Consider the following 25,690-nt stretch of genomic DNA (forward strand, 5'->3'; position numbering starts at 1 on the left):
AAACGGCAGACTGCCCTTGGAATGGTGATGGCGCTGTGAGTCAGCTGCAGACGTTGCGCGGCATGGTTGATCTGCTGCCAGAGCAGACAAGACGTTGGCAGGCTGTTGAGTCTGTGGCGCGCGAACACTTTCGTTGCGCAGGCTTAGACGAGATTCGAACGCCTTTGCTCGAATTCACTGACCTGTTTGCCCGGGGCATTGGTGAGGCCACGGATGTGGTGGGCAAGGAGATGTACACCTTTTTGGATCGGGGCGACCGCTCTTGCACCCTGCGACCAGAAGGCACCGCCTCTGTGGTGAGAGCAGCGCTCCAGCATGGTTTGCTGACCCAAGGAACGCAGCGGTTGTGGTATGGCGGCCCAATGTTCCGTTATGAACGTCCTCAAGCTGGTCGTCAGCGCCAGTTTCACCAGATCGGTGTTGAATTCCTCGGGGCCAGCAGTCCGCGGAGCGATGCTGAGGTGATCGCCCTGGCTTGGGATCTGCTCTCTGCTTTAGGGATTCAAGGCCTCAAGCTCGAAATCAACAGCCTCGGCACTCCTGAGGATCGACAGCGCTTTCGCTCTGAGCTGGTGGGTTGGCTCGAGGAGCGCGTTGAACAGTTAGATCCGGACTCCCAGGAGCGTCTCACGACGAACCCTCTGCGCATTCTGGACAGCAAAGACAAGGGCACCCAGCGGCTATTGAACGAGGCTCCCACGTTGTTAGGAGCCCTAAGCGAGGAGAGTGCCCATCGCTTTGATGAGGTGCGCGCCCTGCTGACGGCGCTGCAGATTCCCTATCAACTCAATCCCCGCTTGGTGCGCGGCCTTGATTACTACGGCCACACCGCGTTTGAAATCACGAGCGATCAACTCGGCGCCCAGGCCACGGTCTGCGGCGGTGGTCGTTACGACGGTCTGATTCAGCAATTGGGTGGCCCAGCCACGTCCGCGATCGGCTGGGCTTTAGGGATGGAGCGTCTCTTGCTGGTGATCGACGCGGCTGCGCAAGCCGATCCCGAGGGACCTGCGGCCAGGCTCACAGCAACGCCAGCACCGCTGGTGTATTTGATTAATCGCGGAGCGCAGGCTGAACCAAAAGCGTTGACCTTGGCCAGGAAATTACGGGGGGCAGGTCTTGCTGTTGAGCTGGATGGCTCGAGTGCGGCGTTCGGCAAGCAGTTCAAGCGTGCCGATCGCTCAGGGGCGCCATGGGCTGTGGTGCTTGGCGATGAAGAGGCTCTGGCCGGCCAGTTACGGCTGAAGCCCTTGCGGGGTGAGGGTGAGGAACAGCAACTCACTTGGGAGGATGCCCTGTCTTACCTAACGAAACAGCGATAACCTGCCGAAATCAAAGCTGGCGCCAACGTTTCTCCGATGAGCAGCAATCACTCCATACGATCGATTTGCTGTATCGGCGCTGGCTATGTGGGTGGCCCCACCATGGCTGTGATCGCCGATCGCTGTCCGGAGCTGAAGGTCACGGTTGTGGATATCAATCAAGCTCGAATCGATGCTTGGAACCATCGCGATCTATCCAAATTGCCGGTCTATGAGCCAGGCCTGGATGCGGTGGTGGAGAGGGCGCGCGGCCGCAATTTGTTTTTCTCCACGGAGGTGGAGGAAACAATTGCGGCTGCAGACATGGTGTTCATCTCGGTGAACACACCCACCAAGACCAGGGGGCTGGGAGCTGGTCAGGCCAGTGATCTTCGCTGGGTGGAAGCCTGCGCTCGCACTGTGGCTAAAGCAGCTGTAGGCCATACGGTTGTGGTGGAGAAAAGCACCCTTCCGGTTCGAACGGCTGAAGCGGTCAAGGCGATTTTGGGGTCCGTTGATTTATCCCCGGAGCCGAAAACCTTTTCGGTGCTCTCCAATCCTGAGTTTTTGGCTGAGGGGACGGCCATTCGCGATCTTGCGAATCCTGATCGCGTATTGATCGGTGGGGAGAATGCCGAAGCGATCGATGCTTTGGCGGAGATCTACAGCAAGTGGGTGCCTGAAGAGAAGATTCTGCGCACCAATTTGTGGAGCAGCGAGCTGTCCAAGCTCACCGCCAATGCCTTTCTGGCGCAGAGAATTAGCTCGATTAACTCTGTGGCGGCCTTGTGCGAGGCCACCGGTGCGGATGTGCGCGAGGTAGCGAAAGCGATCGGCACCGATACCCGGATTGGACCCAAATTTCTCAGTGCAGGCCCTGGTTTTGGGGGTAGCTGTTTTCAAAAAGACATCCTGAATTTGGTGTACCTCTGCCGTCACTTCGGTTTGCCTGATGTGGCCGACTATTGGGAGAGCGTGGTTCTTCTCAATACTTGGCAACAGCACCGCATTGCCCGCTTGGTGGTTCAGAAATTGTTTGGCACGGTTACGGGCAAGCGCCTGGCCATTTTGGGCTTTGCGTTTAAGGCGGATACCAATGACACGCGGGAGGCTCCAGCGATCCGAATTTGCAGTGACCTTCTTGAAGAGGGGGCCCAACTGGCCATTCATGACCCGAAGGTGGATCCGGAGCAGATCAGCCGCGATTTAAAACTGATCGCGAGCCTCGCTCCGGAGGCTGATGCCGGGCCGACTCGTGGGGCCTTGAGTGGGGAAGCAACCTGGTGGCCGAGTCTCGATGTGGCTTCAGCGCTGCGGGGTGCTGATGCAGTGCTGATCCTCACGGAGTGGCAGCAGTACCGGGAGCTGGATTGGGCAACACTTGCGCCTCTGATGCGGAAACCAGCGTGGGTGTTTGATGCCCGTGGGGTTGTTGACTCGAAACAAGTTGAGTCTGCAGGTCTGAATGTCTGGCGTGTCGGAGAGGGCGACGCGTGAGCCAGTTGTCTTCACGGCCGATTCTGGTCACAGGAGCTGCCGGGTTCATCGGAGCCGCGTTGAGCGAGCGACTCCTCCAACGGGGCGATCGTGTGATCGGTATTGACAATCTCAATGATTACTACGACCCAGCTCTAAAGCAGGCACGCCTTGCTCGCATCGAGACGCTGGCCGCACCAATGGCTGGAGCTTGGAGATTCCAGCGCATGGCCTTGGAGGACGGTGATGCCTTGCTCAAGCTGTTTGCGGCTGAGAGACCGCGCGTGGTGGTGAATCTTGCAGCTCAGGCGGGTGTTCGCTATTCGTTGGAAAATCCAGCTGCCTACATCCAGAGCAACCTGGTGGGTTTTGGCCACATCCTTGAAGGCTGTCGTCACCACGGCGTTGAGAATTTGGTCTATGCCTCCAGCAGCTCGGTATATGGCGGAAACCGCAATTTGCCGTTCCACGAACAGCAAGCCGTGAATCACCCCGTGAGTCTTTATGCGGCCAGCAAGAAAGCGAATGAGTTGATGGCGCACACCTACAGCCACCTGTATGGGGTGCCAGCCACTGGCCTGCGCTTTTTTACGGTCTATGGCCCATGGGGCAGACCGGATATGGCTCCAATGTTGTTTGCTAAAGCGATCTTGGCTGGTAAGCCGATCAAGGTGTTCAATCACGGCAAAATGCAGCGTGATTTCACCTTCATCGACGACATCGTGGAGGGCGTGATCCGCTGTTGCGATCAGCCAGCTACGTCGAATCTCGACTTTGATCCGATGCAGCCTGACCCGGCGACGGCTGCTGCACCCCATCGCGTGTTCAATATCGGCAACAGTCAGCCCACCGAACTGCTCCGTTTCATTGAGGTGATGGAGCAGGCGTTGGGCAGGGAAGCAATCAAGGATTTTCAGCCGATGCAGCCTGGTGATGTGGTTGCCACTGCTGCAAACACGGAGGCTTTAGAGGCCTGGGTTGGCTTTAAGTCTGCGACCCCGATCGAAGAAGGCATCCAACAGTTTGCTGATTGGTATCAGCATTTTTATCAACCGTAGAAACGTTTCCCATCCACCCGTTTTTGTTGGTGCCTGCGGGCTTGCTTTCGGGTGTATTCGCTCACGGTTGGATTGGCCACGCTCGGGTCAACATGGGCTACCTGCTCCCAGAGATGCTGGGGCGCCCAGCGCACCGTGTATTGATCAGGGGAATGTTTGGTGATGTGGCACCAATGGTTGCTGCCGCATTGTTCGCAGAACAACTCTTCAAGCCATTCGTTGCTCAATACAAACACTGGATAAGCATGAATCACGAGTCGCGCGGTTTTGGCAGCCATGCCGCGTTGCTGCAGTGCTTCTGCGCTTAATAAATGCAAAAAATATTTCTTTCCGTTCCCATGCAGGATTTGGTCCTGGTGCATCGGGCAAACGAGTTGTCTCCCTTTTGGTCGCCTTTTGCGAGGCGATGGCTTTGTCTGAGACTGATTCACAGAACAGGACACGCAGTAACACCCTTTCCGTAACTGTTAGCAGCGTACGGTTTCAATCGCTCTTAAAAGGTTCAAATAGTCCGAACTTGGATCAAGGACCCACCCTATGCACGATCGGAATCAAACCTCATGTTTCGCGACTTCGTTATGCCTTGACAATTGGACTGCAATAAAAAATCCCATCTATAGCAACGCTACATATGGGAAGGGTTTCAAAAGAATTTGAGGTGAGACGTGGTTAAGCAGAACCAACGCCTACGTACGAACCGTAGAAGAAGAGGCCCACGACGAAAAGTACAGCCATTCCTCCCGCTGTAGCAACGAGCCACAAGGGAAGGGTTCCTTCAGTCCAGCGAGACTTCCAGGCAACTGCTGGTCGGCCGTCGGGAAGACGATCTGGAATGCGACCGTCGGGGAGATTGGATTTCTTGCCGCTCATGATTCAGGCCTTCAGTTGAAGAAGTAGCTGGAGAAAAGGATTCCAGTGGTGAAAACAATCAGCAGTCCTAAATAAAGACTGGTACGGTTCAGTTCAACCGGAAGATTGTTGGGGTTTTGATTGCGCTCCATGGAGATCTCGTTGGGTAGTTAGCGGCGAATAAACTGCATCGCAGCTAGGGCACCCAAGAAGAAAACTGTGGGAACACCCAAGGTGTGCAAAGCGAGCCAACGCACCGTAAAAATTGGGTAATTGCGAGGCGTTGAGGTGGCGGGAGTCTGTGTCATGGCTTATTTCAAGCGCAGGTCGAGATCAGCTTTGCCCTCAAAACGCTGGCTCACAACCGGAGCCTTGCTTTCAGAGGCCTGGAAATAAGCGTCTGGACGAGGAGTGCCGAAGGCGTCGTAAGCGAGACCTGTAGACACAAAAAGAAACCCAGCCAGGAAAATTGATGGCAAGGTAATCGCATGAATCACCCAGTAACGAATACTGGTGATGATTTCAAAAAAAGGGCGTTCCCCGGTGGAGCCGGCAGCCATAGCGTCGGGCGTATCAGCTAATTGATCTTAGGGCAGCTGCCCCGAACTCGCGCTGCTCACAACGCACTGGTTACAGAGCGTTGTCAGAGCAGAACGAAATTACGTTGGATTAGCTCGTCGCCGACCAGCGCAAGAGGTTGCCGCGCTCGCCGAGAAGGAAGGCGTGCAGTTGATTGCCGCTGTGGTCAAACACGAAACGGTTGAAATTCGTTGGGGTCTGATTCGCTTCGGGATCCCGTTCCCAGCTGTCGCCGTTGTCACGACTCACCAGCAAAGTCCCATTGCCACCGCCGGCCCAAATGGCACCGTCATCGGACCAGGCCATATCCATATAGCCGTAACCATTGGTGATCGGGATGATCGCCTTGCCCCAGTTCTCGTTGTCAATGGCATCTTCGTTAAAGCGAATCTGAGCGCCTCGAGCCACCATCCACAACTTTCCGTCAGGTTGGTAGCCGATGCTTTGCAGGCGCTGACTGCTGACACGTTGGTGAACTTGCCAGATGTCTTGACCGGGAGCCCATCCGGCATAGAAGTTGCCGAGGCTGCTCACGCTTACATATCCGCCTTCTGGTCCGCGGCGCAAATCGCGAATCGCACCTGCTGCGTCACTCACCTCCGCTTCCCAGCTTCCGCCTCCGTCACTGGTGCGATACACCGCGCCAACATTGGTAGCCAGTTCGGCTGTGTTCGGTCCAAGAGCGGTAATCAGGTAGGGCTCTCCTGGCAGCTTGGTGTCAAGAAAGAGCCGGGTCCAATTATTGCCACCATCGGTGGTGTGCATCAGCAAGCCAGGCTGACCGGCAATCCAGCCATCGTCGCCGTCGAAGGCGATGCTGATTAAGCGAAAATTCTCTTCCTCTGGAAGATCAAGACTGCGCTCATTCCAATTGGCGCCGCCATCATTGGTTTCAAGAATCAGTCTGTTACTTCCCACAAGGAAGCCATGGTCGGCACTTGTGAAGGCCACATCCAAAGGATTGCCCTTGGTGTTGAGGTCAATGGCTTGCCAAGGGCTGGATTGTGCCATTGGCAAACGCGTGGTGACACATCCGCCAAGGCCGAGGCCAATGCAGGCCACTAAAAAAAGATTAAAGAGAGGGGTAAGCAGTTGCTTCATTGGGATAAGAGGTGGTCTCAGCGCAGTGAATAAAGGGAGAGGAAGAAAGCAAAGCCGAGGGCGAGGCCGCCAAAAATCAGCACATTTTTTTGCCCGGGAGTGAGGCGGTTAACGCCAAGACCGAAATTAAGGTTTTCCTCAAATCCACTCGCTTTGGAGCGAGGTCCAATGTCGGTGAAGGCTCCCACCCTGCTGCGGCAGACCGGACAACGGAATCCGATGGGGTCGAGATCTTCAAAAGCGGTGCCCACAACGATGCCCAGCTTCTTGACACCTTCATTGGGGTCGTAAACGTATCCACAGCTTCGGCATTCGAACCGGTGCGTGCGTGGATCAGACGTCTCATTGTCTGCGCTGATATTTGCCACATCTTCGATGGCTGCTTCGGCTTCGATGGCTTCGGCCGCGATTAACTCCTCTGCGAGGGGTTCCACTTCGGCGGGAACTTCAGTGGGAACTTCAGCGGGAACTTCCGCTGCTGGGCTGATCTCGTCGCTCACCGCTCCTCCTCAAGGTGACAAGACTCTATCGGCGTTGGGCCTTTCAACGGGCCTTTCAACGACAGAGGTGGTCTGCGAATGCCAGACTGGGCTTTATACAGGGGGCTGCCTTGATGTTTGTGCTGCCGGGGTATGACGCATTTCTGGGATTTCTGCTGATTGCAGCAGCTGTACCGGTCTTGGCGTTAGTGACCAACAAGCTTTTGGCTCCTCGCAGTCAGTCCGGAGAGCGGGAGCTTACCTACGAATCCGGGATGGAGCCGATCGGTGGAGCTTGGATTCAATTCAATATTCGCTACTACATGTTTGCGCTCGTCTTCGTCATCTTTGATGTCGAGACGGTCTTTCTTTATCCCTGGGCTGTTGCCTTCCATCGCTTGGGTTTATTGGCATTCATCGAAGCTCTCGTTTTTATTACCATTCTTCTTGTGGCATTGGCCTATGCATGGCGCAAAGGCGCCCTCGAGTGGAGCTGATTGATGACCGACCCCATCACCATGACCTCAACCGGCGATAGCCCTTCGATCCAATCCCTTCGCGATCTTCGTGAAGCGAGTTGTGGGCCGGTTGGTGGTGCTGCAGAGGGTTCGCCCACTGTCACGAACGATCTGAGTGAAAACGTCATCCTGACGAGCTTGGATGACCTACACAACTGGGCTCGTCTCAGCAGCCTTTGGCCATTGCTGTACGGGACGGCCTGTTGTTTTATCGAGTTTGCCGCTCTCCTCGGCTCGCGCTTTGACTTTGATCGCTTCGGACTTGTGCCTCGCAGCTCGCCTAGGCAAGCCGATCTTTTAATCGTTGCTGGCACGGTCACGATGAAAATGGGTCCGGCGTTGGTGCGTCTCTATGAGCAGATGCCAGAACCTAAATATGTCATCGCGATGGGAGCCTGCACTATTACTGGTGGCATGTTCAGCGCTGACTCCACAACCGCTGTTCGTGGCGTGGATAAATTGATTCCGGTGGATCTTTATCTTCCCGGATGTCCGCCGCGTCCTGAGGCGATTTTTGATGCGGTGATCAAGCTTCGTAAGAAGGTTGGTAATGAGTCGGTCAGTGATCGCCGCCAGCTCAAGCAAACCCACCGCTATTGCACCGTCGATCACGCCATGGTTCCCGTTGAACCGATCGTGACGGGCGCCTACCTGCGCGCTGAAACTCAGGTTGCAGCCCTGGCCCCTGGAGCAGGGGTCCCCATGGCTGCACCAGCGCAAACTGAGTCCGCTGAGCCCGTCTCCTCAGGTACGCCGTCATGAGTCCTAACTCTCCCGAGCAGCAGTCGACTGCTGATGTCCCTGTAGCTGCGTCTCCTCAGCCGGGGCCCGTGAGCCAGTGGCTGAACCAGCAAGGCTTCGATCACGATGCCTTGGATGCCGACCATCTTGGTGTCGAGCAAATCGGGGTTGAAGCTCTCTTTCTGCAAGTGATCGCTGCTGCCTTGAAAAGCAATGGTTTCGACTATTTGCAATGTCAGGGCGGATATGACGAGGGCCCCGGCGAGCGGCTCGTTTGCTTTTATCAGTTTGTGGCGATGGCTGAGTTCATCGACGGAAAGAGAGACACGCTGCGTGAAGTGCGTCTCAAGGTGTTCTTGTCTCGGGAAGGGGAGCCCAGTCTTCCCAGCCTGTATGGGCTCTTCCGTGGTGCGGATTGGCAGGAGCGTGAAACCTTTGACATGTTCGGTATCCACTTCGAAGGTCATCCCCATCCCAAGCGGCTACTGATGCCTGAGGACTGGACGGGCTGGCCGCTTCGCAAGGACTATGTGCAGCCAGACTTTTATGAAATGCAAGACGCTTATTAATTCAAGCGTTTTGATTGTCTCGCTTATGGCGCCTGTAAAAGCGCATCACAGCTAAAGCAAGGCTGCGCGGATCGTGGCGGAGCGTCGCAGTGGGCCGACTCCCTTGAAGTGGGGCTTGCATGACGTCAAAGCCTTCTTGTTGCAATTGCCTGCTGTCGCAGATCACTGGTTCTGCCCCTAACTTTCGATAGTGAGAGACAAGGGCAGACTCCCTGATTGGTTCCTGGGCCAGCACGCAGTCGAACAAGCGTTTGCTCACCCCGAGCGAAGCCAATTGCGCTTCGATGGCGCGAAGGTGACCACTCACATCCAACCCATCCGTTTCGCCTGGTTGGGTCATCAGGTTGCAGATATAGAGCCTGGGCGCGCGGCTGCGTTGAATGGCAGTGACCAATTCAGGCACCAGCAAGTTCGGGAGAAGGGAGGTGTACAGGCTTCCTGGCCCCAGCAAAATTAAATCGGCATTGGCAATGGCTTCCAGTGCTCTGGGTAAAGCCGGTGGCTTCTCAGGCAGGCATCCCATCCGCACAATCGGGCTGCGTGCTTTGCCGATCGCCGATTCCCCTTCAATCCTGGTGCCATCTTCCAGTTCAGCCCAGAGACGGACGTCGGCGTTGGTGGCAGGAACCACTTGGCCTTGAACCGCTAGGACGCGACTGGAGGCTGTGATCGCTGTTTCTAGGCTCCCCGTAATCGCGCTGAGGGCGGAAAGAAAAAGATTGCCAAAGCTGTGGCCTTCTAGGCCGCTGCCTGCTGAGAAGCGGTATTGGAACAGACGGGTGAGTAAGGGCTCTTCCGTGGAGAGCGCGGCAAGACAGTTGCGGATGTCGCCTGGAGGCAACACGCCAAGTTCGCGACGCAGCACTCCGCTACTGCCTCCGTCATCGGCAACGGTCACGATCGCGGTGATGTGGCTGCTGTAGCGCTTCAGTCCACTTAGCAACGTTGATAGGCCTGTCCCACCCCCAATCGCGACAATGCTGGGGCCTCGATTGAGGCGACTTTTTGCACGCAGCGCATCCACTAACACCGTGTCTTTTTCCGGCGCTAGAGCCTGTTGGATCGAGCCAAAGCTCTGGCTTTGGCCCCAGAGCAGCAGTCCAACCCCCAGCAGCAGAACGAGTGGACCCGTGATCGCCCCAGGCAACACTCTCGTGATCCAACCGAGAGCTTCTTGAATGGCCCAGAGCATCCAATAGATCGGTTGCAGATCGGCCCAGACGGCAGCCCCTAACAGGGCTAAGACCAATCCGATTCCCGAGGTAAACAGCCATCGCTTCACGACCAGTCCGGGTCGCAACCAGCTCATTGCCCTGCGGGAGCGCAGCATCAAATCTCGCTGCCGTTCCGCCTGCATGGCTCGGAGTCGTTGACGATTTCCGCGGCGTGGAGGGCTGGTCAAAAGGGCTCGGGTGCGATGGCGTCAAATCCACCGAATTAGCTGAACTGTACGGAAGTTGAATCTGATCACCAACCTTTTGCGGCAATCCAGGCAGGATGAATCAACTTTCAGTCATCAGCCCTTTGGTTAACGCGCGGGAGTCATCGTTCAAACCCGTTGTTGAGATGAGAGGTCTCACGATGCAATGGGGCTCCCATCCGGTGCTGGACGGGGTGAATCTATTGATGAAACCCGGAGAGCGAATAGCAGTTGTGGGGCCTTCAGGAGCGGGAAAATCCACGGTCTTGCGTTTGTTGGCTGGTTTGCAACTGCCCACCGCTGGCGAATTGAGGTTGTTTGATGAGCCTCAGCCTTACCTGCGCCTCGATCAGCGCCTTCCTCCGGATGTTCGGCTTGTGTTCCAAAACCCAGCACTGCTGGCGTCCTTAACGGTGGAGGAAAACGTTGGCTTTCTCTTGAACCGGCTCGGACGGATGGGTCCGGCCCAGGTTCGAGATCGTGTCATGGCCTGCTTGGAAGCCGTGGGCCTTTATGAAGTCGCCGATCAATATCCTGGGCAGCTCAGCGGAGGGATGCAGAAGCGAGTGAGCTTTGCTCGCGCCTTGATTGACGATCCAGATCGAGATGAAGCTGCGATGCCTCTTTTGTTATATGACGAGCCCACAGCAGGTCTCGACCCAGTCGCAGCCACGAGGATTGAAGACTTGATTGTGAAAACCACCACCGTGGCTCAGGGGTGTTCGGTGGTGGTTAGTCATGTGAGTAGCACCATTGAACGCACGGCGGAGCGCATCGTGATGCTGTACGGCGGCCGGTTCCAATGGGACGGAACAGTGGACGATTACCGAACAACGGATAATCCCTACGTTGTTCAGTTCAGGACGGGTAACCTGCGCGGACCGATGCAGCCTGCTGAGCACTGAATTATGCGTAGGAGCGTCCGTGAGGGGATTGTTGGTTTTTCTGTGATTGCTGCTTTGGTTGCCTTTGCAGGCACCATGCTTTGGCTCCGGGGTGAGCGCGTCTTGTCGAAGACCTGGAGCGTGACCGCTGATTTCCAGGATGCAGGGGGATTGGCAGTTCGTTCACCGGTGACCTACCGGGGAATCATGGTGGGCAATGTTACGGACATCAAGGTGACGCCCCAAGCGGTGAAGGTGTCGATCGAGATTTCTCAGGATGATCTTCAGTTATCGCTGCCTGTTAAAGCCACTGTGGCTTCGGCATCGCTGTTGGGTGGCGATTCTCAGGTGGCCCTAAGCAGTCTTGGCCCGCCGCTCAAGAAGAATGCCCCGATGCCCAAATCTCAGCGCTGTAAGGGCCAAGTTGTTCTTTGTGATGGAGCAACGATTCAAGGCAGCGAAGCCCCCAGCATCGCAACCATTACCAACTCCCTTCAAGAGATTTTGGAACAGGTGAAGAAAGAACAGTTGGTTCCCAGGTTGGTTGGATCGACCCAACAATTCAATGCCATGTTGGCTGATATTCAAAAACTATCCACTCAATTAAGCGTTGATTTGGCAAGGGCTGCGCCCATGATCTCGAACCTGAACGAAGCAACGGCTCAGGCCGCTAGTGCCAGTCGTCATATCAATAACGTTGTAAGCGCTTTCGACACGCCTACAACGATTACCGACCTCAAGCAAACGGTGAGTAATGCACGCTCGTTGACGGAAACCTTTGATGAGGTGGGCGGTGACGTTGAAAAACTCACAGCAGACCCCCAATTCATGGCGGCTGTGCGCAGCGTCACGATTGGTTTAGGACAGTTTTTCAACGAGCTATATCCCGCCAGCACCTCGGATGTCGCCAAGCCTTAAACCGCATTGATTTAAACCGAGTTCAGAGCATCCATGGCAACTGCGGCAATTGCCTGATCGCTCGCTTTTGGGAGCTGAACATATTTGCCTCCAGCGGCTTCGGCGAGATCTTTTCCCATACCGCTACCGATAAATTTGCGCTCGGTGTCGATCACCAGCAGCTTGAGTCCGAGCATTCGATAGCGGCTGGCCACATCCAGCACTTCTTGCTTTAAGTCGGGCTTTTCCTCTCCCTCCAGCACGGGTTGCCCAAGGGAGGTGCTGAGAGGAACATTGCCCCTACCATCCGTGATCGCGACAACTACCACTTGGCCGAGATCACCTGTTGCTAAGGCGTTGGCACCAACCCGTGCGGCTTGGGTGAGGCCGTGGGCCAGCGGTGAGCCACCGCCGCAGGGCATGGATTCCAGGCGTCGACGTGCGGCTGTAATCGAGCGGGTGGGGGGCAGGAGCACTTCCGCTTGGTCCCCTCGGAAGGGGATGAGTGCCACCTCGTCTCGATTTTCATAGGCCTCGGTGAGGAGTCGAATCACGGCACCTTTGGCGCTCTGCATCCGATTCAGAGCCATCGAACCACTGGCATCCACCAGAAAGATCACCAGGGCACCGGCCTGGCGTTGCAGCAGCTTGGCGCGGAGGTCTGATTCTTCAACGATGACGACGCGATCAGGCTGACGCGCTCGGCGCGCCTTTTGATATGGAGCTGCAGCGCGCAGGGTGGCGTCAACGGCGATGCGGCGCACTGGGCCGCGGGGCAGCATCGGTTTTACATAGCGGCCGCGGCTGTCACTGAGGACGACGGAGCGGCTGCCGCTGTTGCCGCTTTTGCTCTTGGCAGCGTTGAAAAGCAGCAGATCGGGATCAATCGCCACGGCCTCTGGATCGAGCATGAATTCTTCCGGCACCGACGGTGGTGCCTGCTCCTCAGGGGAGTCGTCGTCATCTTCATTGTCATCCTGATCACTGTTGTCGTCACTGTCCTGCTCCTCGCTGTCCTGCTCTTCCTCGTCCCCTGAGCCCTCAGGTGGTGGCGGTGGCTCTTGGTCTTGGGGTGGCTGTTGTTCCTGGGGTGGCGGCGGCTCCATCTGTTGATCAGGTGGCGGCATTTGCGACGCGCGTGGGGCGATCACCAACGCAACGGCCACTTGCAAGTCTTCGGCTTCCACCTGGTCGCGCCCGCTGAGGGCGGCATGGGCTTTGGCGGCACGCACGGCATAGAGCTCGGAACGATGCCCTTCCACGCCACCGCGAATCGCCTCTGTCACCAGATATTCGATCTGTTCGCTGCTGGCCTTCACATCCGGTAGCCACTGCCGCGCCAAGAGCAGTTGGGTGGCGAGCGCGTCGGTTTCTTCGCTCCATTGCTCTGAGAAGCTCCGGCTGCACTGACCGTGGGCCAGCACCGCGTTGGTGATCTCTACTCGTTGCTCAGTGCTAACGATTTGATTGGCGGACAAGACGATCGCAAAGCGATCTAACAGGTGATCTCTGATGGCCCCTTCTTCAGGGTTATAAGTGGCAATCAGCAGTGGCCGGCAGGGGTGGCTCAGGCTGAGCCCCTCCCGTTCCACCTGGTTTTCGCCGCTGCCAACGGCGGCGAGTAAAAGATTGATGATCCCGTCGTCGAGCAGGTTCAGCTCATCCACGTAGAGCACACCGCGGTGTGCTTCCGCCAGCAATCCCGGCTGGAAAATGGCGGAACCACCGGCCAAGGAGGCGGTGACATCAACGGAGCCCACCAGGCGGTCTTCCGTAACGCCAAGGGGGATCTGGATGAACGGGGCTGGAATCACTGTTGTGGGTGGATTTTGCTGCCGTTCGCCCCAATCCTGGGCATCTTGTGGATCGAGGTTGCGTCCCGGCAGCTTGGTCTCTCCAGCCGCTTCAAGGTCAACGATGTCGATGGGAGGAAGCAGGGCATGCAATCCTCGAGCCAGCACCGACTTTCCTGTTCCACGCCCGCCAGCAATGATCACGCCGCCTAAGCCTGGATCCACTGCTGCCAGAAGCAGAGCCAGCTTGAGGGTGCCGTGGCCGGTGATCGCCGCCAACGGAAATGCACGGCTGGCTTGATCCAGCGAAGCTGTACTGATGACTCCGTTTGATGTCACCCCGCTTGCAACCATGGATGCGCCTTGACTCCACCTGTGAGAAACAGTCTCGCTGATCAGAGCTACAGCCTTGCTGTGGCCCTTGGCGCCAATCAGGCCAGTCCTGCTGGCTCGCCGCTGCAGACCCTGACGGCCGTAAGGCCTTTGCTTGAGGGTGTGATGCGCAGCTGGGCCCAGTCGATGGAAGGGAGCAACCCAGGGACAAGGACTCCGCACTGCAACTCTTCAGCACTGACGTTGTCTTGGTCTCCGTTGCAGCAGACCGCACCTGTGGGTGGACCGATCGATCAGCCCTCCTATCTCAATGCCGTTCTGCTGGTGAAGGGGATGGACGTTAAACCTGCGTCGACCACTGCATTGCATTTGCTGGATGCACTTCAACAGTTGGAGCAATCGTTCGGGCGCAACCGCTCTCAAGAAGAACGCTGGGGTCCTCGGCCATTAGACCTTGATCTGTTGTTTTGGGGCGAGTTGCGTTTGGATCACCCGCGTTTAACGCTGCCCCACCCCCGCTTGCATTTGCGCTGTTTTGTGATGGAGCCACTGCTGGCGGCCATGCAGAACTCAACGCCCTGGCTGAGCTGATCGCACGCCTGTGGACCTGAACCCGCCATGCTGGTTTTAACGATTGCTCGACCTGCATGGCCCCGCTGCCCGCGCCTGAGCCCTCCATGTGTTTGGAGACCCTCGAGACCATGGATGCGCGCAAGATTCGTTTCGAGCGCAATCGCATCCGCTTGCCGATGGGGGTGGAAGGAACGTTTGGAATCATTCGCCACCCCGGGGCTTCATTGGCGGTTCCGATCAACGCTGACGGCCAGGTGGTGATTTTGCGCCAATACCGTTTTGCAGTGCAGGCACGTCTCCTTGAGTTTCCAGCGGGCACCCTTGAAGAGGGTGAAGATCCTTTGGAATCGATGCAGCGCGAGCTTGGGGAAGAAGCTGGATACAGCGCTGCTCGTTGGGATTCGCTCGGACCGATGTTGCCTTGTCCTGGCTACTCGGACGAAGTGATTCATTGCTTTCTGGCGCGGGACCTCACGCGTTTGGAGCATCCACCTGCTGGCGATGACGATGAGGATCTTGAGGTGATCCTGATGAGTCCGTCCGAACTGGATGCCCGCCTTGCGTCCGGTGATGAGTGGCTGGATGGCAAAAGCGTCACCGCCTGGTTCCGTGCCAAGCAACTGCTGGGTCTCTGATGGCAGCGTCTCGCGTTCTGTTTTGGCATCGCCGCGACCTGCGCTTGGCCGACAATCTCGGTCTGCAGGCGGCTGTGGAGATCAGCCCTGCGGTGACGGGCGTGTATGTGCTGGATCCAGCGCTGATCCACCCTCCTGAGTCGTTGCCACCCATGGCTCCGGCCCGCCTTTGGTTCTTGGTGGAAACCCTGCGCGAACTCCAGCAGCGTTGGAGTGAAGCTGGGAGTCGTTTGCTTGTGGTGGCTGGCGACCCGGTGCAGGTGTTGCCGCGATTGGCGTCGCTGCTGGAGGTGCCGGCGGTGGTGTGGAGCCGTGATGTTGAGCCTTATGCACGGGAACGCGACCGTCAGGTGGCCAAAGCCCTGCAAGCTGATGGGCGCAAGGTTTTGGTGGACTGGGATCAGCTGCTGCTGGCACCAGATCTGATCAAAACAGGCGGTGGTGATCCTTATCGGGTCTATGGCCCCTTTCTGCGCAATTGGCGCGGACAGGTGGAGCGCAGTGCACCAACCACTGTGGACGCTCCCATGGCCTTGATCGATTTGGAGGCCGAGACGCTGGTGGCTGTCAGTGGCGGTGAGGGCTCTCTCGGCCGCTTGTGCGCTGAGGGTCAGCGGCAGCTGGAGCAGCTGCAGGTTGAGCATGGTTTTCATGGCGTGGATCTCTGCCCAAGCCGCCCAGGAGAGGCCGCGGCTGCTGAGCAGTTGGCCACCTTTGCGGACGGAGCATTGCTGGCCTATGAACCCGATCGCAATTTTCCTGGGATGCCAGGAACCTCTTATCTCAGTGCGGGCCTGAGTGTGGGTACGGTCAGTCCTCGTCAGGCCTGGTGTGCTGCCCAAGGCGCCAAGGAGATCGCCCGCAGCGATGAGCAACGGCAGGCAATCACGGTGTGGGAACAGGAACTCTGCTGGCGTGAGTTTTACCAGCAGGCCTTGTTTCATTTCCCTGAGCTAGTGGATGGTCCTTACCGAGAGCAGTGGCGGCGTTTCCCTTGGGAGAACAACAACGACTGGTTTGATGCTTGGCAGGAAGGACAAACGGGGATGCCGATCATCGATGCAGCGATGCGACAGCTCAACCAAAGCGGCTGGATGCACAACCGTTGCCGCATGATCGTGGCCTCCTTTCTTGTGAAGGATTTGATCTGTGATTGGCGTTGGGGCGAGCGTGCCTTCATGGAGCTGGAGGTGGATGGAGATTTGGCCGCCAATAACGGCGGCTGGCAATGGAGTGCCAGCAGTGGCATGGATCCCAAGCCTTTGCGGATCTTCAATCCGGCCACTCAGGCTTCAAAATTTGACGCCGAAGGCGAGTACATCCGCGAATGGGTGCCTGAATTGCGGCACGTGAACACCAAGGATTTAATCAGTGGTGAGATCGCTGCTTTAGAGCGCAGGGGGTATCCGGAGCTGCTGATTAATCATAAGGTGCAGCAGGCCAAGTTCAAAGCCCTTTACGCCACCATCCGCTCTTGACTCTGAGCAACGAGTTGTTCGCGCAACACCGCGATCACGCGATCCTGTTGTTCGGACGTTAATTCCGGAAAAATCGGCAGACTCAGCACCTCGCTGCACAGTTGATCTGTGATGGGAAGGTCGTCTTCAGCGTGCTTTTGGTCGTCGTAAGCCGGCTGGCGATGGATGGGGATGGGGTAGTAGATGATCGTGTTCACGCCCTGCTCTTGAAGGCTTTGCTTGAGCCAGTCCCGGCATCGACTGGTGGGCAGGCCCAAGGGGCTGGCTGCTTCAGCGCAGGTTCCGCCGCAAGACGGCTGATGTCCTGGGCAAAGACGCACGCGCACCACAAACTGGTTCCAACCATGGCCAACGCTTTCCTCAGCGGCGGAATCGGGCAGCTGAACGCCTGGGAGGTCTTTGAGAACATCGAGGTAGCGCTTGGCAATCGCTGTGCGCTTCTCGACCCATTCGTTGAGGTGAGGCAGCTTCACGTTGAGAACAGCGGCCTGAATTGAATCCAGGCGGCTGTTGTAGCCCAAGGCGGTGTGAAGGTAGCGACGTGGCATGCCGTGCACCGCGAGTTCACGCATGCGTTGCGCCAAAGCATCGTCTTGGCAGGTCATGGCGCCGCCATCACCAGCAGCTCCGAGATTTTTCGTGGGAAAAAAGCTGAAGCAGCCGACATCGCCCCAACTGCCTACGGGTTTGGAGTCCCAGCTGGCTCCGGTGGCCTGGGCGCAGTCCTCCACCACTTTGAGCCCATGGCGATGAGAGATGTCCATGATGCGGGCCATATCCACCGGACGGCCAAACAGATGGACCGGTAGGAGGACCTTGGTGGCGGGTGTGATCGCCGCTTCAATCAGATTGAGGTCGATCAGATAGGTCTCAGGGTCCACGTCCACGAACACGGGCGTCGCCCCTACGGCGCTGATCGCTTCAGCCGTTGCGAAGAAGCTGAAGGATGCGGTGATCACCTCATCGCCAGAGCCGATGCCAAGGCCTCTTAGTGCCAGGACCAACGCATCGGTACCGCTGTTGCAACCCACGGCATGGCGACAGTTCACGCTTGCTGCAAACGCGTCCTCAAAGGTTTTGATCTCGGCGCCACCGATGTATTGCCCACTGCGCAACACCCGCAAGACGGCATCATCGAGCTCCGATCCGAGGTCGGCAAGCTGATCTGTGAGGCTGAACGGAGGCACCTGCATGGCGGGCACCTTAAGTCGATTGATCAAACCATGGGGGTTCTTCGCCCGGGTCCCATTTGATGTTGCAGCCCACCGAAGGCAGCTGCGTCTCGCTCACAGGCGTTCCAGCCAAGATATTTGTGAGGGCAGCCCGTAGGTCAGCTCCGTCGAGAGGCTGGTTATTCCCTGGCCGACTCGCATCCAGTTGGCCGCGATAGCGAAGCGTTTGCGTGCCATCGGCATCGGGTGCGAAGGCATAGAACTCAGGGGTGCAGGCTCCACGCAGGTCTTTGGCCAGAGTTTGCTGCTCATCCAGGAGATAGGGGAAGCTCCAACCCTGCTGATCGGCCTGTTGACGCAGCCCATCACGACCGTCTTGCGGATGGGTGGTGAGGCTATTGCTGGAGATGGCGATCAGGGTCATCTGGTCACCGAAATCCGCCTCCATACGGCTGATCTCTGGCTCCACGTGTTTCACGAAGGGGCAGTGAGCACAAATCAGCATCACCAACAGGGGGCGCCCTGGTAGATCCCTGCTATTCACCACGGCATCCAGTGAGGACCAGGGGGCATGACCCGACACCAAGGGCAGTGAGAATCGAGGCAAAGGATGCTGAAGAGGAAGCATCGTGGATGGTGTCAGGACCATGGCATCAAGCGATGGTGGATCTCGCCATCCTGGGCCGGTACACAATGACCTGTCAAAGAGGGATCGAGTTGATGGTGCGGCTGCTGACAATGGTGGTCATGGCAGGACTATTGAGCGCCTGTGCGCAGAAGAAAGCAACCACCTGGAAAGTCTTTCCCCTGCAACGCAATACTCCCCATGACGGACTTGCTGTCGTCAGTCAACCCGATGGTTATGGGGTTCATCTCTACTTGGAAACCGAGACCAGCGATCCAGGCGTGTGTTCGCCCCGCTGGCTTCCAGACTCGGCGCGATTATTCAATGGCAACGGCAGTGCTCCGTTTAGTTCGGGATTGGCGCCCCGCTCAGAGTTCCTTTCAGCAGTAAATCGGAGAGACGTTCGCAACACCTTGAAGCAAGAGCTCGAGGCGCTGTGCAAGCTCCGAGCTCCCAAGGCGCGTTGGCAATGGCTGGAACCACCGTTGAATCCATCAGAGCTGACGCCTGTGAGCCTTCCTGCCTTGGAACATCCAGACCTTCTCACCGATCCTGTTGAGGAACAAGAGCGCGAGGACAAGCTTTTGAAGGAGGACTAAAACCCCTCCCAGACCACAGGTTCTGCCTCCCTCCAATAGCGGCTAAAGCGCCCCAGCCGTGGTGATTTGGCTAACTCGACAAAGGGATCCGGATCGAGCATCCAGAGGGGAAGTTCTCGATCAATGGCCGCAGCGATGCGTTGGAGACGGGGATCCACTGCGGTGCTGGTGACTACAGCATCAGCTCCGTGGCGTTGCGCAAAACGCAGCACTTCAGCCGCTACATCGCCTCGCCTGAGGGTGAGCGGAAGGCTCAAGGCGGATTCGTACAAAAAGCCGATGCGTTTGCGGCTGATGGCCTGGTCTTGAATCCAGGCGTCGTCGAACACGAACAGACCTGGTGCGCTGGGATAGTCCTGAAGAGCAGGATTGGCTGGTCCCAGGGCTTCTTCATGCACCCAAAGGATTGGTTTGCGTGGGTCCATCAAAATCGCTGGGTACTGGGCCGTGAGCTGGGGCGGGATGAGCGACGCGCTGTCCCCTCACGGATGGCTGGCTGAACCTTGAACAGCTGTTGTTCCAACTGCTCGTAACTGCGATCAAAGGGACAGGATTTGTTGCTTGGACAGTCCTGGCAATACAACCCGTTGCTGTAGCGCTCCAGGTTTTGGCGATTAAAGAAATAGGGCTTGTGACTGAAGCTGCTGGCCACCCACTGCCAGCTGAGGTGGTTGCTGGCGGGGTCGCCATCCAGTAGGTGCTCCAGGAACCAGTCAGCCCCCGCACGCCAGTGCACCCGTCTCCAGTGCACGAGATAGGCCGCCATCCACATCCGCGCGTGGTTATGCAGCCATCCATGGGTAACTAGTTCGTTCCTGAAGCCGTCCATGCAGGCAAGTTGTGTTTGTCCTTCCCGGATGTCATCGGGGAGATCCTGCTGATACTCACTGGCGTCATGGCCGGTTTTGTGATCTTCCTGATCGTCATAAACACGATCGCCGAGATCAAGCCACATCCGCTGCCAGAAATCGCGCCATCCCAGCTCATTGATCAGTTTTCCGCCGTCGTTCCTTGCTTGGTTGTTCTGTTTCAGCTGTGAGAAGACGGCATCTCGCACTTCCGCGAGCGTGAGAATTCCGTGGCGGATGTAGGGCGAGAGGCGTGTGACCGAGCCGTTGAGGTGGTTGCGACTGCGGCCGTAGCGCTTGGCATCTATCGCACTCAGTTGCCATTCAGCAGCGGCTCGACCGCCTGCGATCGGACTGAGCTCCCCGGATGCGGTTGGAAACTCTTGCGCTAACAAGGAATTCAGCGCCGAGCGCTCGTGAAGATCTCGGGGCAGATCTGTGGATTCGCTCGGCCAACTGAGCGGCGCAACGTGCGGCAGCCTGGACACCGGGGCATGTCAAAAAAATGCAACACCATGCTGACGATGTGTCGTTGTGAGCGTGAGTGGCCCGGCATGGGACAGAATCGCTCGAATAACCACTCCGGGGTGCGGCCTGATGCTTCTTGATCTCACTGGTAAGAAGATCCTTGTTACTGGCATCGCCAACAACCGCTCCATTGCCTGGGGCATCGCGCAACAGCTCAAGGCGGCTGGAGCCGAGCTTGGGATCACCTATCTGCCTGATGAGAAGGGTCGATTTGAAACCAAGGTTCGTGAGCTCACGGCTCCGTTAGAGCCGTCGTTGTTTTTGCCTCTCAATGTTCAGGATGCCGCTCAGATGGAGACGGTGTTCGCTGAAATCAAAGACAAGTGGGGGCAGCTTGATGGCCTCGTGCACTGTTTGGCTTTTGCGGGGAAAGAAGAACTGGTGGGCGACTTCAGTGCCACCACGGCTGAGGGTTTTGCCCGTGCTTTAGAGATCAGCGCCTATTCCCTTGCTCCTCTTTGCCGTCACGCCAAGCCGTTGTTCAGCGAGAAAGCGGGTGTGGTGACCTTGACCTACCTCGGCGCTGAGCGAGCGATCCCTAACTACAACGTGATGGGTGTGGCCAAGGCGGCGCTGGAAGCCTCCGTTCGCTATCTCTCCGCTGAGCTTGGGCCCGAAAAGCAGGTGCGAGTGAATGCGATCAGTGCTGGCCCGATCCGCACGCTGGCGAGTTCTGCGATCGGAGGGATCCTCGACATGATCCACAACGTGGAGGAGAAGGCACCACTGCGCCGTACGGTCACTCAAAACGAAGTAGGGAACACTGCGGCGTTCCTGCTCAGTGATTTGTCGAGTGGCATTTCTGGCCAAACCATTTATGTGGATGCTGGTTATTGCATCAACGGCATGTGATTCGGCCGCGCGGATGTCTTGATGACCTGCAGCTCTCTGACGTTGCTTCCGGAAACGTTGGTGCAGGTTCTCGGCCTGCTTCTCAGCCTTCCCCTGGGTTTCCGCTATAGCCAGGCCTACAGCCGCTGGTGGGAAGCGCGTGTGCTCTGGGGGGCAATGGTCAATCAAAGTCGCAATTGGCGTGATTTGATCACGCGTGTTTTGCCTCGCCAGTTGGCACCGTCCTCGAGCATCTGTTCGTTGATCGCCAGTTCGCCTTGCCCATGGATCGGTTTTGTGCCCTGATCAGCCTTGATCTTCTGGGGGCCTCCAACCCACTGGCTCAACCTTCTCCCACGAAGGGCCCCTGGCTGCGCTGAGCGTGATTCGCGATGATCTAGTCAGTCACGGGGCGTCGAGCGGCGCCGGAACGCATGCGCACTGGGGAGATTCACCGCGTTACAGGCGAGACCGATGTCAGCGTTCGGCTCGGGCTTGACGGCAGCGGACGCTGTCAGGCCAGCACAGGTGTGGCTTTTCTCGATCACATGCTTCATCAGATCAGCAGCCATGGCCTGATCGACTTGGAGATCACGGCAAGAGGCGACACGCATATCGATGACCATCACACCAATGAGGACGTTGGGATTGCCTTTGGTCAGGCGCTCTCGAAGGCCCTTGGTGATCGGCGTGGGATCTACCGTTTTGGCCACTTTGTGGCACCGCTGGATGAGGCGTTGGTGCAGGTGGTTCTTGATTGCTCCGGACGCCCCCATCTCAGCTGGGGGCTCACCATCCCAACGCAGAAGATCGGGACCTATGACACCGAATTGGTGAAAGAGTTTTTTGTGGCTGTCGTTAATAACTCAGGCCTCACCTTGCATGTTCGCCATTTGGATGGGGTGAACTCCCACCACATCGTTGAGGCCTGCTTCAAGGCCTTCGCCAGGGCGCTGCGGATGGCGACTGAGATTGACCCTCGCCGGTCGGGATCGGTGCCCAGCAGCAAGGGGGTGTTGGAGCAAGCGGGTGGCAGCTAGCCAACGGATCTTCTCCTAGGGCCACGCTTCATGGTCTGTTACGAGAGGATGGGGATTGCCTCTGGGTAGCCCAGTGACCGTTGCACCCACCTCTGCTCGTTTCAATCGCTCGGAATGGTCCAGTGCCTTCCGCAACGTGGACGAAGAACTAACGGATGTGCCCTTGAAGCCAGTGCGTGGTGAGGTGCCGGATGCGTTGCTCGGTTCGCTGTATCGCAATGGACCTGGCCGTTTGGAACGGGATGGTCAGCGCGTGCATCATCCGTTCGATGGTGACGGAATGATCACAGCTCTTCACTTTGACTCCGAAGGCGTGCGTTGCAGCAACCGCTTCGTTCGCACCAGTGGTTGGAAAGCTGAGGAGGCTGCAGGCAAGGTGTTGTTTCGCGGTGTTTTTGGGAGCCAAAAACCAGGAGGTCCGCTGGCGAATGCCTTTGACCTAAGGCTCAAAAATATTGCCAACACCAGCGTGGTTCGGCTTGGAGATGATCTCTTGGCTTTGTGGGAAGCCGCTGAGCCCCACGCCTTAGATCCCCAAACCCTGGAGACAAGGGGGATTTCCCTTCTCGGTGGTGTGCTCAAGAAAGGCGAGGCCTTTAGTGCTCACCCCCGTTTTGACCCCGGCCATCACGGTGACCCGCGGATGGTGACCTTCGGAGTGAAAACCGGTCCTCGCAGCACGGTTCGCTTGATGGAATTTGCGACCACCGACAATGCTGCGGCTGGAATTCGAGCCGGTGATCTGCTCAGCGATCGCCGGGATTCGTTCGCCGGCTTCGCCTTCCTGCATGACTTCGCGATCACTCCGAATTGGGCGGTGTTTCTGCAAAATGCGATCAATTTCAATCCGCTCCCCTTTGTGCTCGGACAAAAAGGAGCGGCTCAATGCCTCACGTCCAACCCCAATGGCAAGGCCAAATTTTGGTTGATCCCCAGAGATAGCGGTGTTTTCGCTGGTCAGGAACCACGGGTTATTGATGCTCCCGATGGCTTCGTGTTTCATCACCTCAATGCCTGGGAAGAGGACGGAGAGGTGGTCGTGGAGAGCATCTACTACAGCGACTTTCCTTCGATTGGTCCCGATCAGGATTTCGCAGATGTGAATTTCGACCTCATCCCCGAGGGCTTGCTCGAGCAATGCCGCATCAATCTTGATTCTGAGTCGATCAAAACCACCCGTCTCAGTGAGCGCTGTTGTGAGTTCGCCATGGTGAACCCCAAACAGCAGGGCCTTCCCTGCCGCTTTGCCTGGATGGCGGCCGCGGCGCGAGAACAGGGGAATGATCCTTTGCAGGTGATTAAAAAACTCGATCTTCAAACCGGCGAACGGCACATTTGGAGTGCAGCGCCATCTGGTTTCGTCAGTGAACCGTTGATGGTGCCTCGCCCCGGCGCCAGTGCAGAGGACGACGGCTGGGTGTTGGACCTGGTTTGGAATGGAGCGAGACAGGCCTCTGATCTGGTGATTCTTGCTGCTTCTGACCTTGAAGAAGTGGCTGTGCTGGAGCTCCCCCTAGCGATTCCCCATGGACTGCACGGCAGTTGGGTGGCGGAGTCCTGAGTCCGCTTGCTGAAAGGTCATGCTTAGACACATCTGAATGGATTGTTGGCCGCTCCATTGATGTTCACCGCGTCAGGGTGGGACTCGACATTGATTCTTTTGATTCCGGTTGTTGTTGGAGTTGCCCTGGGTTCAGCTTCGCCGGCATTGGCTCTAGCTCAGGTCTGTAAAGGCACCTTGTTGCAACTCCAAGCGGAAGCTCCGTCTAAAGCGGCCGAGATGGCGCTTGTCAGTCCGCAGCTTGAGCAGCTTGACCAGTGCGTTGCCATTCCTTGAAAGCCAACCTTGGAGCGCTCCACAGCGTGAACAACACCAGCGGTGTGACCGGCACTGCTGTGATCACGATGAACGCTTGTAGGGCGTCAATCGAGGTGCTGTCACCTAAACCCGTACCGATTCTCAATAACACCAAGGTGAGGCTGCCGATCATCAAGGCCCAGAACAGCCGCAACCGTTGCGATGGCTCATTGCGTCCACTCACCACCATGGCGGCGGCATAACTCATCGAATCGGCACTTGTGCACATGAACAGAACCACCAACAGGAGCCCGATCGGGATCAGCAGACCTGAGAGGGGAAGCGCACTCAGGATGGCCAGCAAGGATGCAGCCGCTCCGCTCTGCGCTAGGGCCTCACTGATGCCTGCGCCTCCAAGCTCCAGGCTCATTCCAGTTCCACCAAGCAAGGTGAACCAGATATTGGTCACAATCGGGCAGAGGATGGCAACGGCTAAGACCAGTTCACGGATGCTGCGGCCGCGGCTCACCCCGGCCGTGAACAGACCCATGAGTGGTGCATAGCCCAAAAACCAGCCCCAATAAAAAACAGTCCAGCTGTTCAGCCACGGTTCAGTGACGTCTGATCGAGGCATCAAAGCCATCTGAGGCAGATGTACCAGGTAGGTCCAAAAACCGCTGAAAAAATGCTGGATCAGCCAAATGCCAGGTCCAAGGATCAGCAACCCGGCCCCTAAAACAAGGGTGAGCCAGACGTTGAGTTCCGAAAGCCACTTAATGCCTTTTTGGATGCCGCTGACGGTGGATGTGGCAAAGACTGCTGTGAGCAGGACCACCACAAGGGACTGAAGTCCGGCACTATCACTTAGCCATGGGAGTTGTCCCGCTGCATTGCTGAGTTGAAGCGACAGGAAACCAAGAGGGCCAACGGTTCCGGCGATGGCCGCGACAACCGAAAGGCCATCCGCAACATCTCCAATGGGGCCGTTCACCCAACCCTTGGGAAGGATGTTGACTAAGAGAGTTCGAGGCCGCAGCGGTTCGCCCCTCTGTTCCAAAATTGAAAATGTGATTGTTGTTGTGGTGGTCACGAGCGCCCAGGCGAGGAAGCCCCAATGCAGAAAGCTCACGGCTAAAGCTGGATCAACAGCTGCCGGCGTGCTTCCCACTACTCCCTCAAAGACAGGGGAGGGCGTTTGAAAGTGGTAGAGCGGCTCAGCTGCAGACCAGAACACACCGCCGCCCGCGAGCAGGGTGCAAATCAAGACAGCGCACCAATCGAAAAATTTCAGACTTGGCTTCGCTGTTGCTCCCCCAAGCCGTAGTTTCCCTACCGGACTGATTGCAATGGCCAGGGCGATCAGGAACAGCAGCATCACCATCCATTGCCACAGCCCACCTAGCGAATGGCTGACGATGGTTTTGCCGGTTTCCGTGAAGTGCTTCGCTAACGCCAGATCGATGGCGGAGACCAGCAGGAAAATCAGCAGTGGGATGGCACCAACCCAAAGGGGTGGCTGGCTCAGCGAGGAGCGTTTTGTCGTGGGGGATTCAGACAAAGTTGTT

At 57.3% G+C, this 25,690-nt stretch carries 31 protein-coding genes; 17 read left to right on the forward strand and 14 right to left on the reverse strand.

The window, feature by feature from the left end:
* Positions 1–35: 35 nt before the first annotated feature.
* Genes hisS through SynPROS91_RS01175 form a run of 3 tightly spaced genes read left to right on the forward strand, consistent with a single transcriptional unit; the run spans position 36 to position 3,835 of the window.
* Positions 36–1,322 carry a histidine--tRNA ligase gene (hisS, locus tag SynPROS91_RS01165; RefSeq protein WP_186517704.1) on the forward strand — a complete coding sequence of 429 codons (1,287 nt, stop codon included), beginning with the start codon at positions 36–38 and terminating at the stop codon, positions 1,320–1,322.
* A 36-nt stretch (positions 1,323–1,358) separates the two neighbouring features.
* Positions 1,359–2,798, forward strand: a complete 1,440-nt coding sequence (locus SynPROS91_RS01170; protein ID WP_186517712.1) for a nucleotide sugar dehydrogenase — start codon at positions 1,359–1,361, stop codon at positions 2,796–2,798.
* A complete protein-coding gene (locus SynPROS91_RS01175; RefSeq protein ID WP_304623024.1) occupies positions 2,795–3,835 on the forward strand; it encodes an NAD-dependent epimerase in 1,041 nt (346 codons plus the stop codon). Before SynPROS91_RS01170 ends, SynPROS91_RS01175 begins: the two co-directional genes overlap by 4 nt.
* On the opposite strand, the gene SynPROS91_RS01180 is transcribed toward SynPROS91_RS01175, so the two are convergent.
* The 7 genes from SynPROS91_RS01180 to SynPROS91_RS01210 form a co-directional block, all read right to left on the reverse strand.
* Complete coding sequence (locus SynPROS91_RS01180; protein ID WP_255439854.1) at positions 3,826–4,197, reverse strand: hypothetical protein; 372 nt, start codon at positions 4,195–4,197, stop codon at positions 3,826–3,828. The two genes, SynPROS91_RS01175 and SynPROS91_RS01180, sit on opposite strands and share 10 nt — an antisense overlap.
* 307 nt (positions 4,198–4,504) lie before the next feature.
* A complete protein-coding gene (locus SynPROS91_RS01185) occupies positions 4,505–4,705 on the reverse strand; it encodes a photosystem II reaction center protein J (RefSeq protein ID WP_186517716.1) in 201 nt (66 codons plus the stop codon).
* Between the two features lie 11 nt (positions 4,706–4,716).
* A complete protein-coding gene (locus SynPROS91_RS01190) occupies positions 4,717–4,836 on the reverse strand; it encodes a photosystem II reaction center protein L (RefSeq protein ID WP_186517718.1) in 120 nt (39 codons plus the stop codon).
* Positions 4,837–4,854: 18 nt separating this feature from the next.
* Complete coding sequence (gene psbF / locus SynPROS91_RS01195) at positions 4,855–4,992, reverse strand: cytochrome b559 subunit beta (RefSeq protein ID WP_006853745.1); 138 nt, start codon at positions 4,990–4,992, stop codon at positions 4,855–4,857.
* 3 nt (positions 4,993–4,995) lie between these two features.
* Positions 4,996–5,244, reverse strand: a complete 249-nt coding sequence (psbE, locus tag SynPROS91_RS01200) for a cytochrome b559 subunit alpha (RefSeq protein ID WP_186517720.1) — start codon at positions 5,242–5,244, stop codon at positions 4,996–4,998.
* Positions 5,245–5,353: 109 nt separating this feature from the next.
* Positions 5,354–6,364 carry a photosynthesis system II assembly factor Ycf48 gene (locus SynPROS91_RS01205; protein ID WP_186517722.1) on the reverse strand — a complete coding sequence of 337 codons (1,011 nt, stop codon included), beginning with the start codon at positions 6,362–6,364 and terminating at the stop codon, positions 5,354–5,356.
* Positions 6,365–6,381: 17 nt separating this feature from the next.
* Positions 6,382–6,864 (reverse strand): rubredoxin, encoded by a 483-nt coding sequence (locus SynPROS91_RS01210; protein WP_186517724.1) that lies wholly within the window; start codon positions 6,862–6,864, stop codon positions 6,382–6,384.
* 113 nt (positions 6,865–6,977) lie between these two features.
* Between SynPROS91_RS01210 and SynPROS91_RS01215 the strand changes: the two genes are divergently transcribed.
* From SynPROS91_RS01215 to SynPROS91_RS01225, 3 genes are read left to right on the forward strand one after another with little or no spacing between them, the layout of a single operon-like run.
* Positions 6,978–7,340 carry an NAD(P)H-quinone oxidoreductase subunit 3 gene (locus SynPROS91_RS01215; RefSeq protein ID WP_186517725.1) on the forward strand — a complete coding sequence of 121 codons (363 nt, stop codon included), beginning with the start codon at positions 6,978–6,980 and terminating at the stop codon, positions 7,338–7,340.
* A 3-nt stretch (positions 7,341–7,343) separates the two neighbouring features.
* Positions 7,344–8,123, forward strand: coding sequence for an NADH-quinone oxidoreductase subunit NuoB (gene nuoB, locus SynPROS91_RS01220; RefSeq protein WP_255439855.1), 780 nt, complete (start codon positions 7,344–7,346; stop codon positions 8,121–8,123).
* Positions 8,120–8,671: an NAD(P)H-quinone oxidoreductase subunit J gene (locus SynPROS91_RS01225; protein ID WP_186517728.1), complete on the forward strand. Its 552-nt coding sequence runs from the start codon at positions 8,120–8,122 to the stop codon at positions 8,669–8,671. Before nuoB ends, SynPROS91_RS01225 begins: the two co-directional genes overlap by 4 nt.
* A 1-nt stretch (position 8,672) precedes the next feature.
* Here SynPROS91_RS01225 and yvcK read toward each other — a convergent pair whose 3' ends face one another.
* Positions 8,673–10,028 carry a gluconeogenesis factor YvcK family protein gene (gene yvcK / locus SynPROS91_RS01230; RefSeq protein WP_186519286.1) on the reverse strand — a complete coding sequence of 452 codons (1,356 nt, stop codon included), beginning with the start codon at positions 10,026–10,028 and terminating at the stop codon, positions 8,673–8,675.
* A gap of 140 nt (positions 10,029–10,168) precedes the next feature.
* On the opposite strand from yvcK, the gene SynPROS91_RS01235 reads away from it, so the two are divergent.
* Together SynPROS91_RS01235 and SynPROS91_RS01240 are read left to right on the forward strand one after the other, a co-directional pair.
* A complete protein-coding gene (locus SynPROS91_RS01235) occupies positions 10,169–10,996 on the forward strand; it encodes an ABC transporter ATP-binding protein (RefSeq protein WP_186517730.1) in 828 nt (275 codons plus the stop codon).
* A 3-nt stretch (positions 10,997–10,999) separates the two neighbouring features.
* A complete protein-coding gene (locus SynPROS91_RS01240; RefSeq protein ID WP_186517732.1) occupies positions 11,000–11,893 on the forward strand; it encodes an MlaD family protein in 894 nt (297 codons plus the stop codon).
* Positions 11,894–11,904: 11 nt separating this feature from the next.
* Here SynPROS91_RS01240 and bchD read toward each other — a convergent pair whose 3' ends face one another.
* Entirely contained in the window at positions 11,905–14,019 is a 2,115-nt protein-coding gene (gene bchD, locus SynPROS91_RS01245; RefSeq protein WP_186517734.1) for a magnesium chelatase ATPase subunit D, read from the reverse strand.
* A gap of 9 nt (positions 14,020–14,028) precedes the next feature.
* On the opposite strand from bchD, the gene folK reads away from it, so the two are divergent.
* Genes folK through SynPROS91_RS01260 form a run of 3 tightly spaced genes read left to right on the forward strand, consistent with a single transcriptional unit; the run spans position 14,029 to position 16,684 of the window.
* Positions 14,029–14,589, forward strand: coding sequence for a 2-amino-4-hydroxy-6-hydroxymethyldihydropteridine diphosphokinase (gene folK, locus SynPROS91_RS01250; RefSeq protein ID WP_255439856.1), 561 nt, complete (start codon positions 14,029–14,031; stop codon positions 14,587–14,589).
* A 56-nt stretch (positions 14,590–14,645) separates the two neighbouring features.
* Complete coding sequence (locus SynPROS91_RS01255; RefSeq protein ID WP_186517738.1) at positions 14,646–15,206, forward strand: NUDIX hydrolase; 561 nt, start codon at positions 14,646–14,648, stop codon at positions 15,204–15,206.
* Positions 15,206–16,684 carry an FAD-binding domain-containing protein gene (locus SynPROS91_RS01260; RefSeq protein WP_186517740.1) on the forward strand — a complete coding sequence of 493 codons (1,479 nt, stop codon included), beginning with the start codon at positions 15,206–15,208 and terminating at the stop codon, positions 16,682–16,684. Before SynPROS91_RS01255 ends, SynPROS91_RS01260 begins: the two co-directional genes overlap by 1 nt.
* On the opposite strand, the gene SynPROS91_RS01265 is transcribed toward SynPROS91_RS01260, so the two are convergent.
* Positions 16,663–17,877, reverse strand: a complete 1,215-nt coding sequence (locus SynPROS91_RS01265; RefSeq protein WP_186517742.1) for a DegT/DnrJ/EryC1/StrS aminotransferase family protein — start codon at positions 17,875–17,877, stop codon at positions 16,663–16,665. The two genes, SynPROS91_RS01260 and SynPROS91_RS01265, sit on opposite strands and share 22 nt — an antisense overlap.
* Before the next feature lie 10 nt (positions 17,878–17,887).
* Positions 17,888–18,505 carry a thioredoxin family protein gene (locus tag SynPROS91_RS01270; RefSeq protein WP_186517744.1) on the reverse strand — a complete coding sequence of 206 codons (618 nt, stop codon included), beginning with the start codon at positions 18,503–18,505 and terminating at the stop codon, positions 17,888–17,890.
* Positions 18,506–18,576: 71 nt separating this feature from the next.
* Here SynPROS91_RS01270 and SynPROS91_RS01275 point away from each other — a divergent pair, with 71 nt between their 5' ends.
* Positions 18,577–19,080, forward strand: a complete 504-nt coding sequence (locus SynPROS91_RS01275; protein ID WP_370586789.1) for a hypothetical protein — start codon at positions 18,577–18,579, stop codon at positions 19,078–19,080.
* Here the strand turns inward: SynPROS91_RS01275 and SynPROS91_RS01280 are convergent.
* Together SynPROS91_RS01280 and SynPROS91_RS01285 are read right to left on the reverse strand one after the other, a co-directional pair.
* Positions 19,077–19,505: a hypothetical protein gene (locus tag SynPROS91_RS01280; RefSeq protein ID WP_186517746.1), complete on the reverse strand. Its 429-nt coding sequence runs from the start codon at positions 19,503–19,505 to the stop codon at positions 19,077–19,079. The two genes, SynPROS91_RS01275 and SynPROS91_RS01280, sit on opposite strands and share 4 nt — an antisense overlap.
* Complete coding sequence (locus tag SynPROS91_RS01285) at positions 19,505–20,416, reverse strand: FAD-binding domain-containing protein (RefSeq protein WP_186517748.1); 912 nt, start codon at positions 20,414–20,416, stop codon at positions 19,505–19,507. Before SynPROS91_RS01285 ends, SynPROS91_RS01280 begins: the two co-directional genes overlap by 1 nt.
* A 109-nt stretch (positions 20,417–20,525) precedes the next feature.
* Here SynPROS91_RS01285 and fabI point away from each other — a divergent pair, with 109 nt between their 5' ends.
* The 5 genes from fabI (at position 20,526) to SynPROS91_RS01310 (ending at position 24,164) form a co-directional block, all read left to right on the forward strand.
* Complete coding sequence (fabI, locus tag SynPROS91_RS01290) at positions 20,526–21,308, forward strand: enoyl-ACP reductase FabI (RefSeq protein WP_006853726.1); 783 nt, start codon at positions 20,526–20,528, stop codon at positions 21,306–21,308.
* Between the two features lie 21 nt (positions 21,309–21,329).
* On the forward strand, positions 21,330–21,593 hold the full coding sequence (locus SynPROS91_RS01295; protein ID WP_255439857.1) for a bestrophin family ion channel: 264 nt from the start codon (positions 21,330–21,332) through the stop codon (positions 21,591–21,593).
* Between the two features lie 128 nt (positions 21,594–21,721).
* Positions 21,722–22,327, forward strand: coding sequence for an imidazoleglycerol-phosphate dehydratase HisB (hisB, locus tag SynPROS91_RS01300; protein ID WP_186517750.1), 606 nt, complete (start codon positions 21,722–21,724; stop codon positions 22,325–22,327).
* A gap of 73 nt (positions 22,328–22,400) precedes the next feature.
* Positions 22,401–23,888, forward strand: a complete 1,488-nt coding sequence (locus SynPROS91_RS01305; protein WP_186517752.1) for a carotenoid oxygenase family protein — start codon at positions 22,401–22,403, stop codon at positions 23,886–23,888.
* Between the two features lie 60 nt (positions 23,889–23,948).
* A complete protein-coding gene (locus SynPROS91_RS01310; RefSeq protein ID WP_186517754.1) occupies positions 23,949–24,164 on the forward strand; it encodes a hypothetical protein in 216 nt (71 codons plus the stop codon).
* On the opposite strand, the gene SynPROS91_RS01315 is transcribed toward SynPROS91_RS01310, so the two are convergent.
* Positions 24,118–25,683 (reverse strand): BCCT family transporter, encoded by a 1,566-nt coding sequence (locus tag SynPROS91_RS01315; RefSeq protein WP_186517756.1) that lies wholly within the window; start codon positions 25,681–25,683, stop codon positions 24,118–24,120. The two genes, SynPROS91_RS01310 and SynPROS91_RS01315, sit on opposite strands and share 47 nt — an antisense overlap.
* Positions 25,684–25,690 lie beyond the last annotated feature (7 nt).

The organism is Synechococcus sp. PROS-9-1 (assembly GCF_014279775.1).
In the GTDB taxonomy this organism is placed as follows: Bacteria; Cyanobacteriota; Cyanobacteriia; order PCC-6307; family Cyanobiaceae; genus Synechococcus_C.

Coding starts and splice junctions, on each gene's coding strand:
- SynPROS91_RS01170 (WP_186517712.1), top strand. CDS start 1,359: ATGAGCAGCAATCACTCCATACGATCGATTTGCTGTATCGGCGCTGGC.
- SynPROS91_RS01180 (WP_255439854.1), bottom strand. CDS start 4,197: ATGCACCAGGACCAAATCCTGCATGGGAACGGAAAGAAATATTTTTTG.
- SynPROS91_RS01185 (WP_186517716.1), bottom strand. CDS start 4,705: ATGAGCGGCAAGAAATCCAATCTCCCCGACGGTCGCATTCCAGATCGT.
- SynPROS91_RS01190 (WP_186517718.1), bottom strand. CDS start 4,836: ATGGAGCGCAATCAAAACCCCAACAATCTTCCGGTTGAACTGAACCGT.
- psbF (WP_006853745.1), bottom strand. CDS start 4,992: ATGACACAGACTCCCGCCACCTCAACGCCTCGCAATTACCCAATTTTT.
- psbE (WP_186517720.1), bottom strand. CDS start 5,244: ATGGCTGCCGGCTCCACCGGGGAACGCCCTTTTTTTGAAATCATCACC.
- SynPROS91_RS01205 (WP_186517722.1), bottom strand. CDS start 6,364: ATGAAGCAACTGCTTACCCCTCTCTTTAATCTTTTTTTAGTGGCCTGC.
- SynPROS91_RS01215 (WP_186517725.1), top strand. CDS start 6,978: ATGTTTGTGCTGCCGGGGTATGACGCATTTCTGGGATTTCTGCTGATT.
- nuoB (WP_255439855.1), top strand. CDS start 7,344: ATGACCGACCCCATCACCATGACCTCAACCGGCGATAGCCCTTCGATC.
- SynPROS91_RS01225 (WP_186517728.1), top strand. CDS start 8,120: ATGAGTCCTAACTCTCCCGAGCAGCAGTCGACTGCTGATGTCCCTGTA.
- yvcK (WP_186519286.1), bottom strand. CDS start 10,028: ATGCAGGCGGAACGGCAGCGAGATTTGATGCTGCGCTCCCGCAGGGCA.
- SynPROS91_RS01235 (WP_186517730.1), top strand. CDS start 10,169: ATGAATCAACTTTCAGTCATCAGCCCTTTGGTTAACGCGCGGGAGTCA.
- SynPROS91_RS01240 (WP_186517732.1), top strand. CDS start 11,000: ATGCGTAGGAGCGTCCGTGAGGGGATTGTTGGTTTTTCTGTGATTGCT.
- bchD (WP_186517734.1), bottom strand. CDS start 14,019: ATGGTTGCAAGCGGGGTGACATCAAACGGAGTCATCAGTACAGCTTCG.
- SynPROS91_RS01255 (WP_186517738.1), top strand. CDS start 14,646: ATGGCCCCGCTGCCCGCGCCTGAGCCCTCCATGTGTTTGGAGACCCTC.
- SynPROS91_RS01260 (WP_186517740.1), top strand. CDS start 15,206: ATGGCAGCGTCTCGCGTTCTGTTTTGGCATCGCCGCGACCTGCGCTTG.
- SynPROS91_RS01265 (WP_186517742.1), bottom strand. CDS start 17,877: ATGCAGGTGCCTCCGTTCAGCCTCACAGATCAGCTTGCCGACCTCGGA.
- SynPROS91_RS01270 (WP_186517744.1), bottom strand. CDS start 18,505: ATGGTCCTGACACCATCCACGATGCTTCCTCTTCAGCATCCTTTGCCT.
- SynPROS91_RS01275 (WP_370586789.1), top strand. CDS start 18,577: ATGGTGCGGCTGCTGACAATGGTGGTCATGGCAGGACTATTGAGCGCC.
- SynPROS91_RS01280 (WP_186517746.1), bottom strand. CDS start 19,505: ATGGACCCACGCAAACCAATCCTTTGGGTGCATGAAGAAGCCCTGGGA.
- fabI (WP_006853726.1), top strand. CDS start 20,526: ATGCTTCTTGATCTCACTGGTAAGAAGATCCTTGTTACTGGCATCGCC.
- SynPROS91_RS01295 (WP_255439857.1), top strand. CDS start 21,330: ATGACCTGCAGCTCTCTGACGTTGCTTCCGGAAACGTTGGTGCAGGTT.
- hisB (WP_186517750.1), top strand. CDS start 21,722: ATGCGCACTGGGGAGATTCACCGCGTTACAGGCGAGACCGATGTCAGC.
- SynPROS91_RS01310 (WP_186517754.1), top strand. CDS start 23,949: ATGTTCACCGCGTCAGGGTGGGACTCGACATTGATTCTTTTGATTCCG.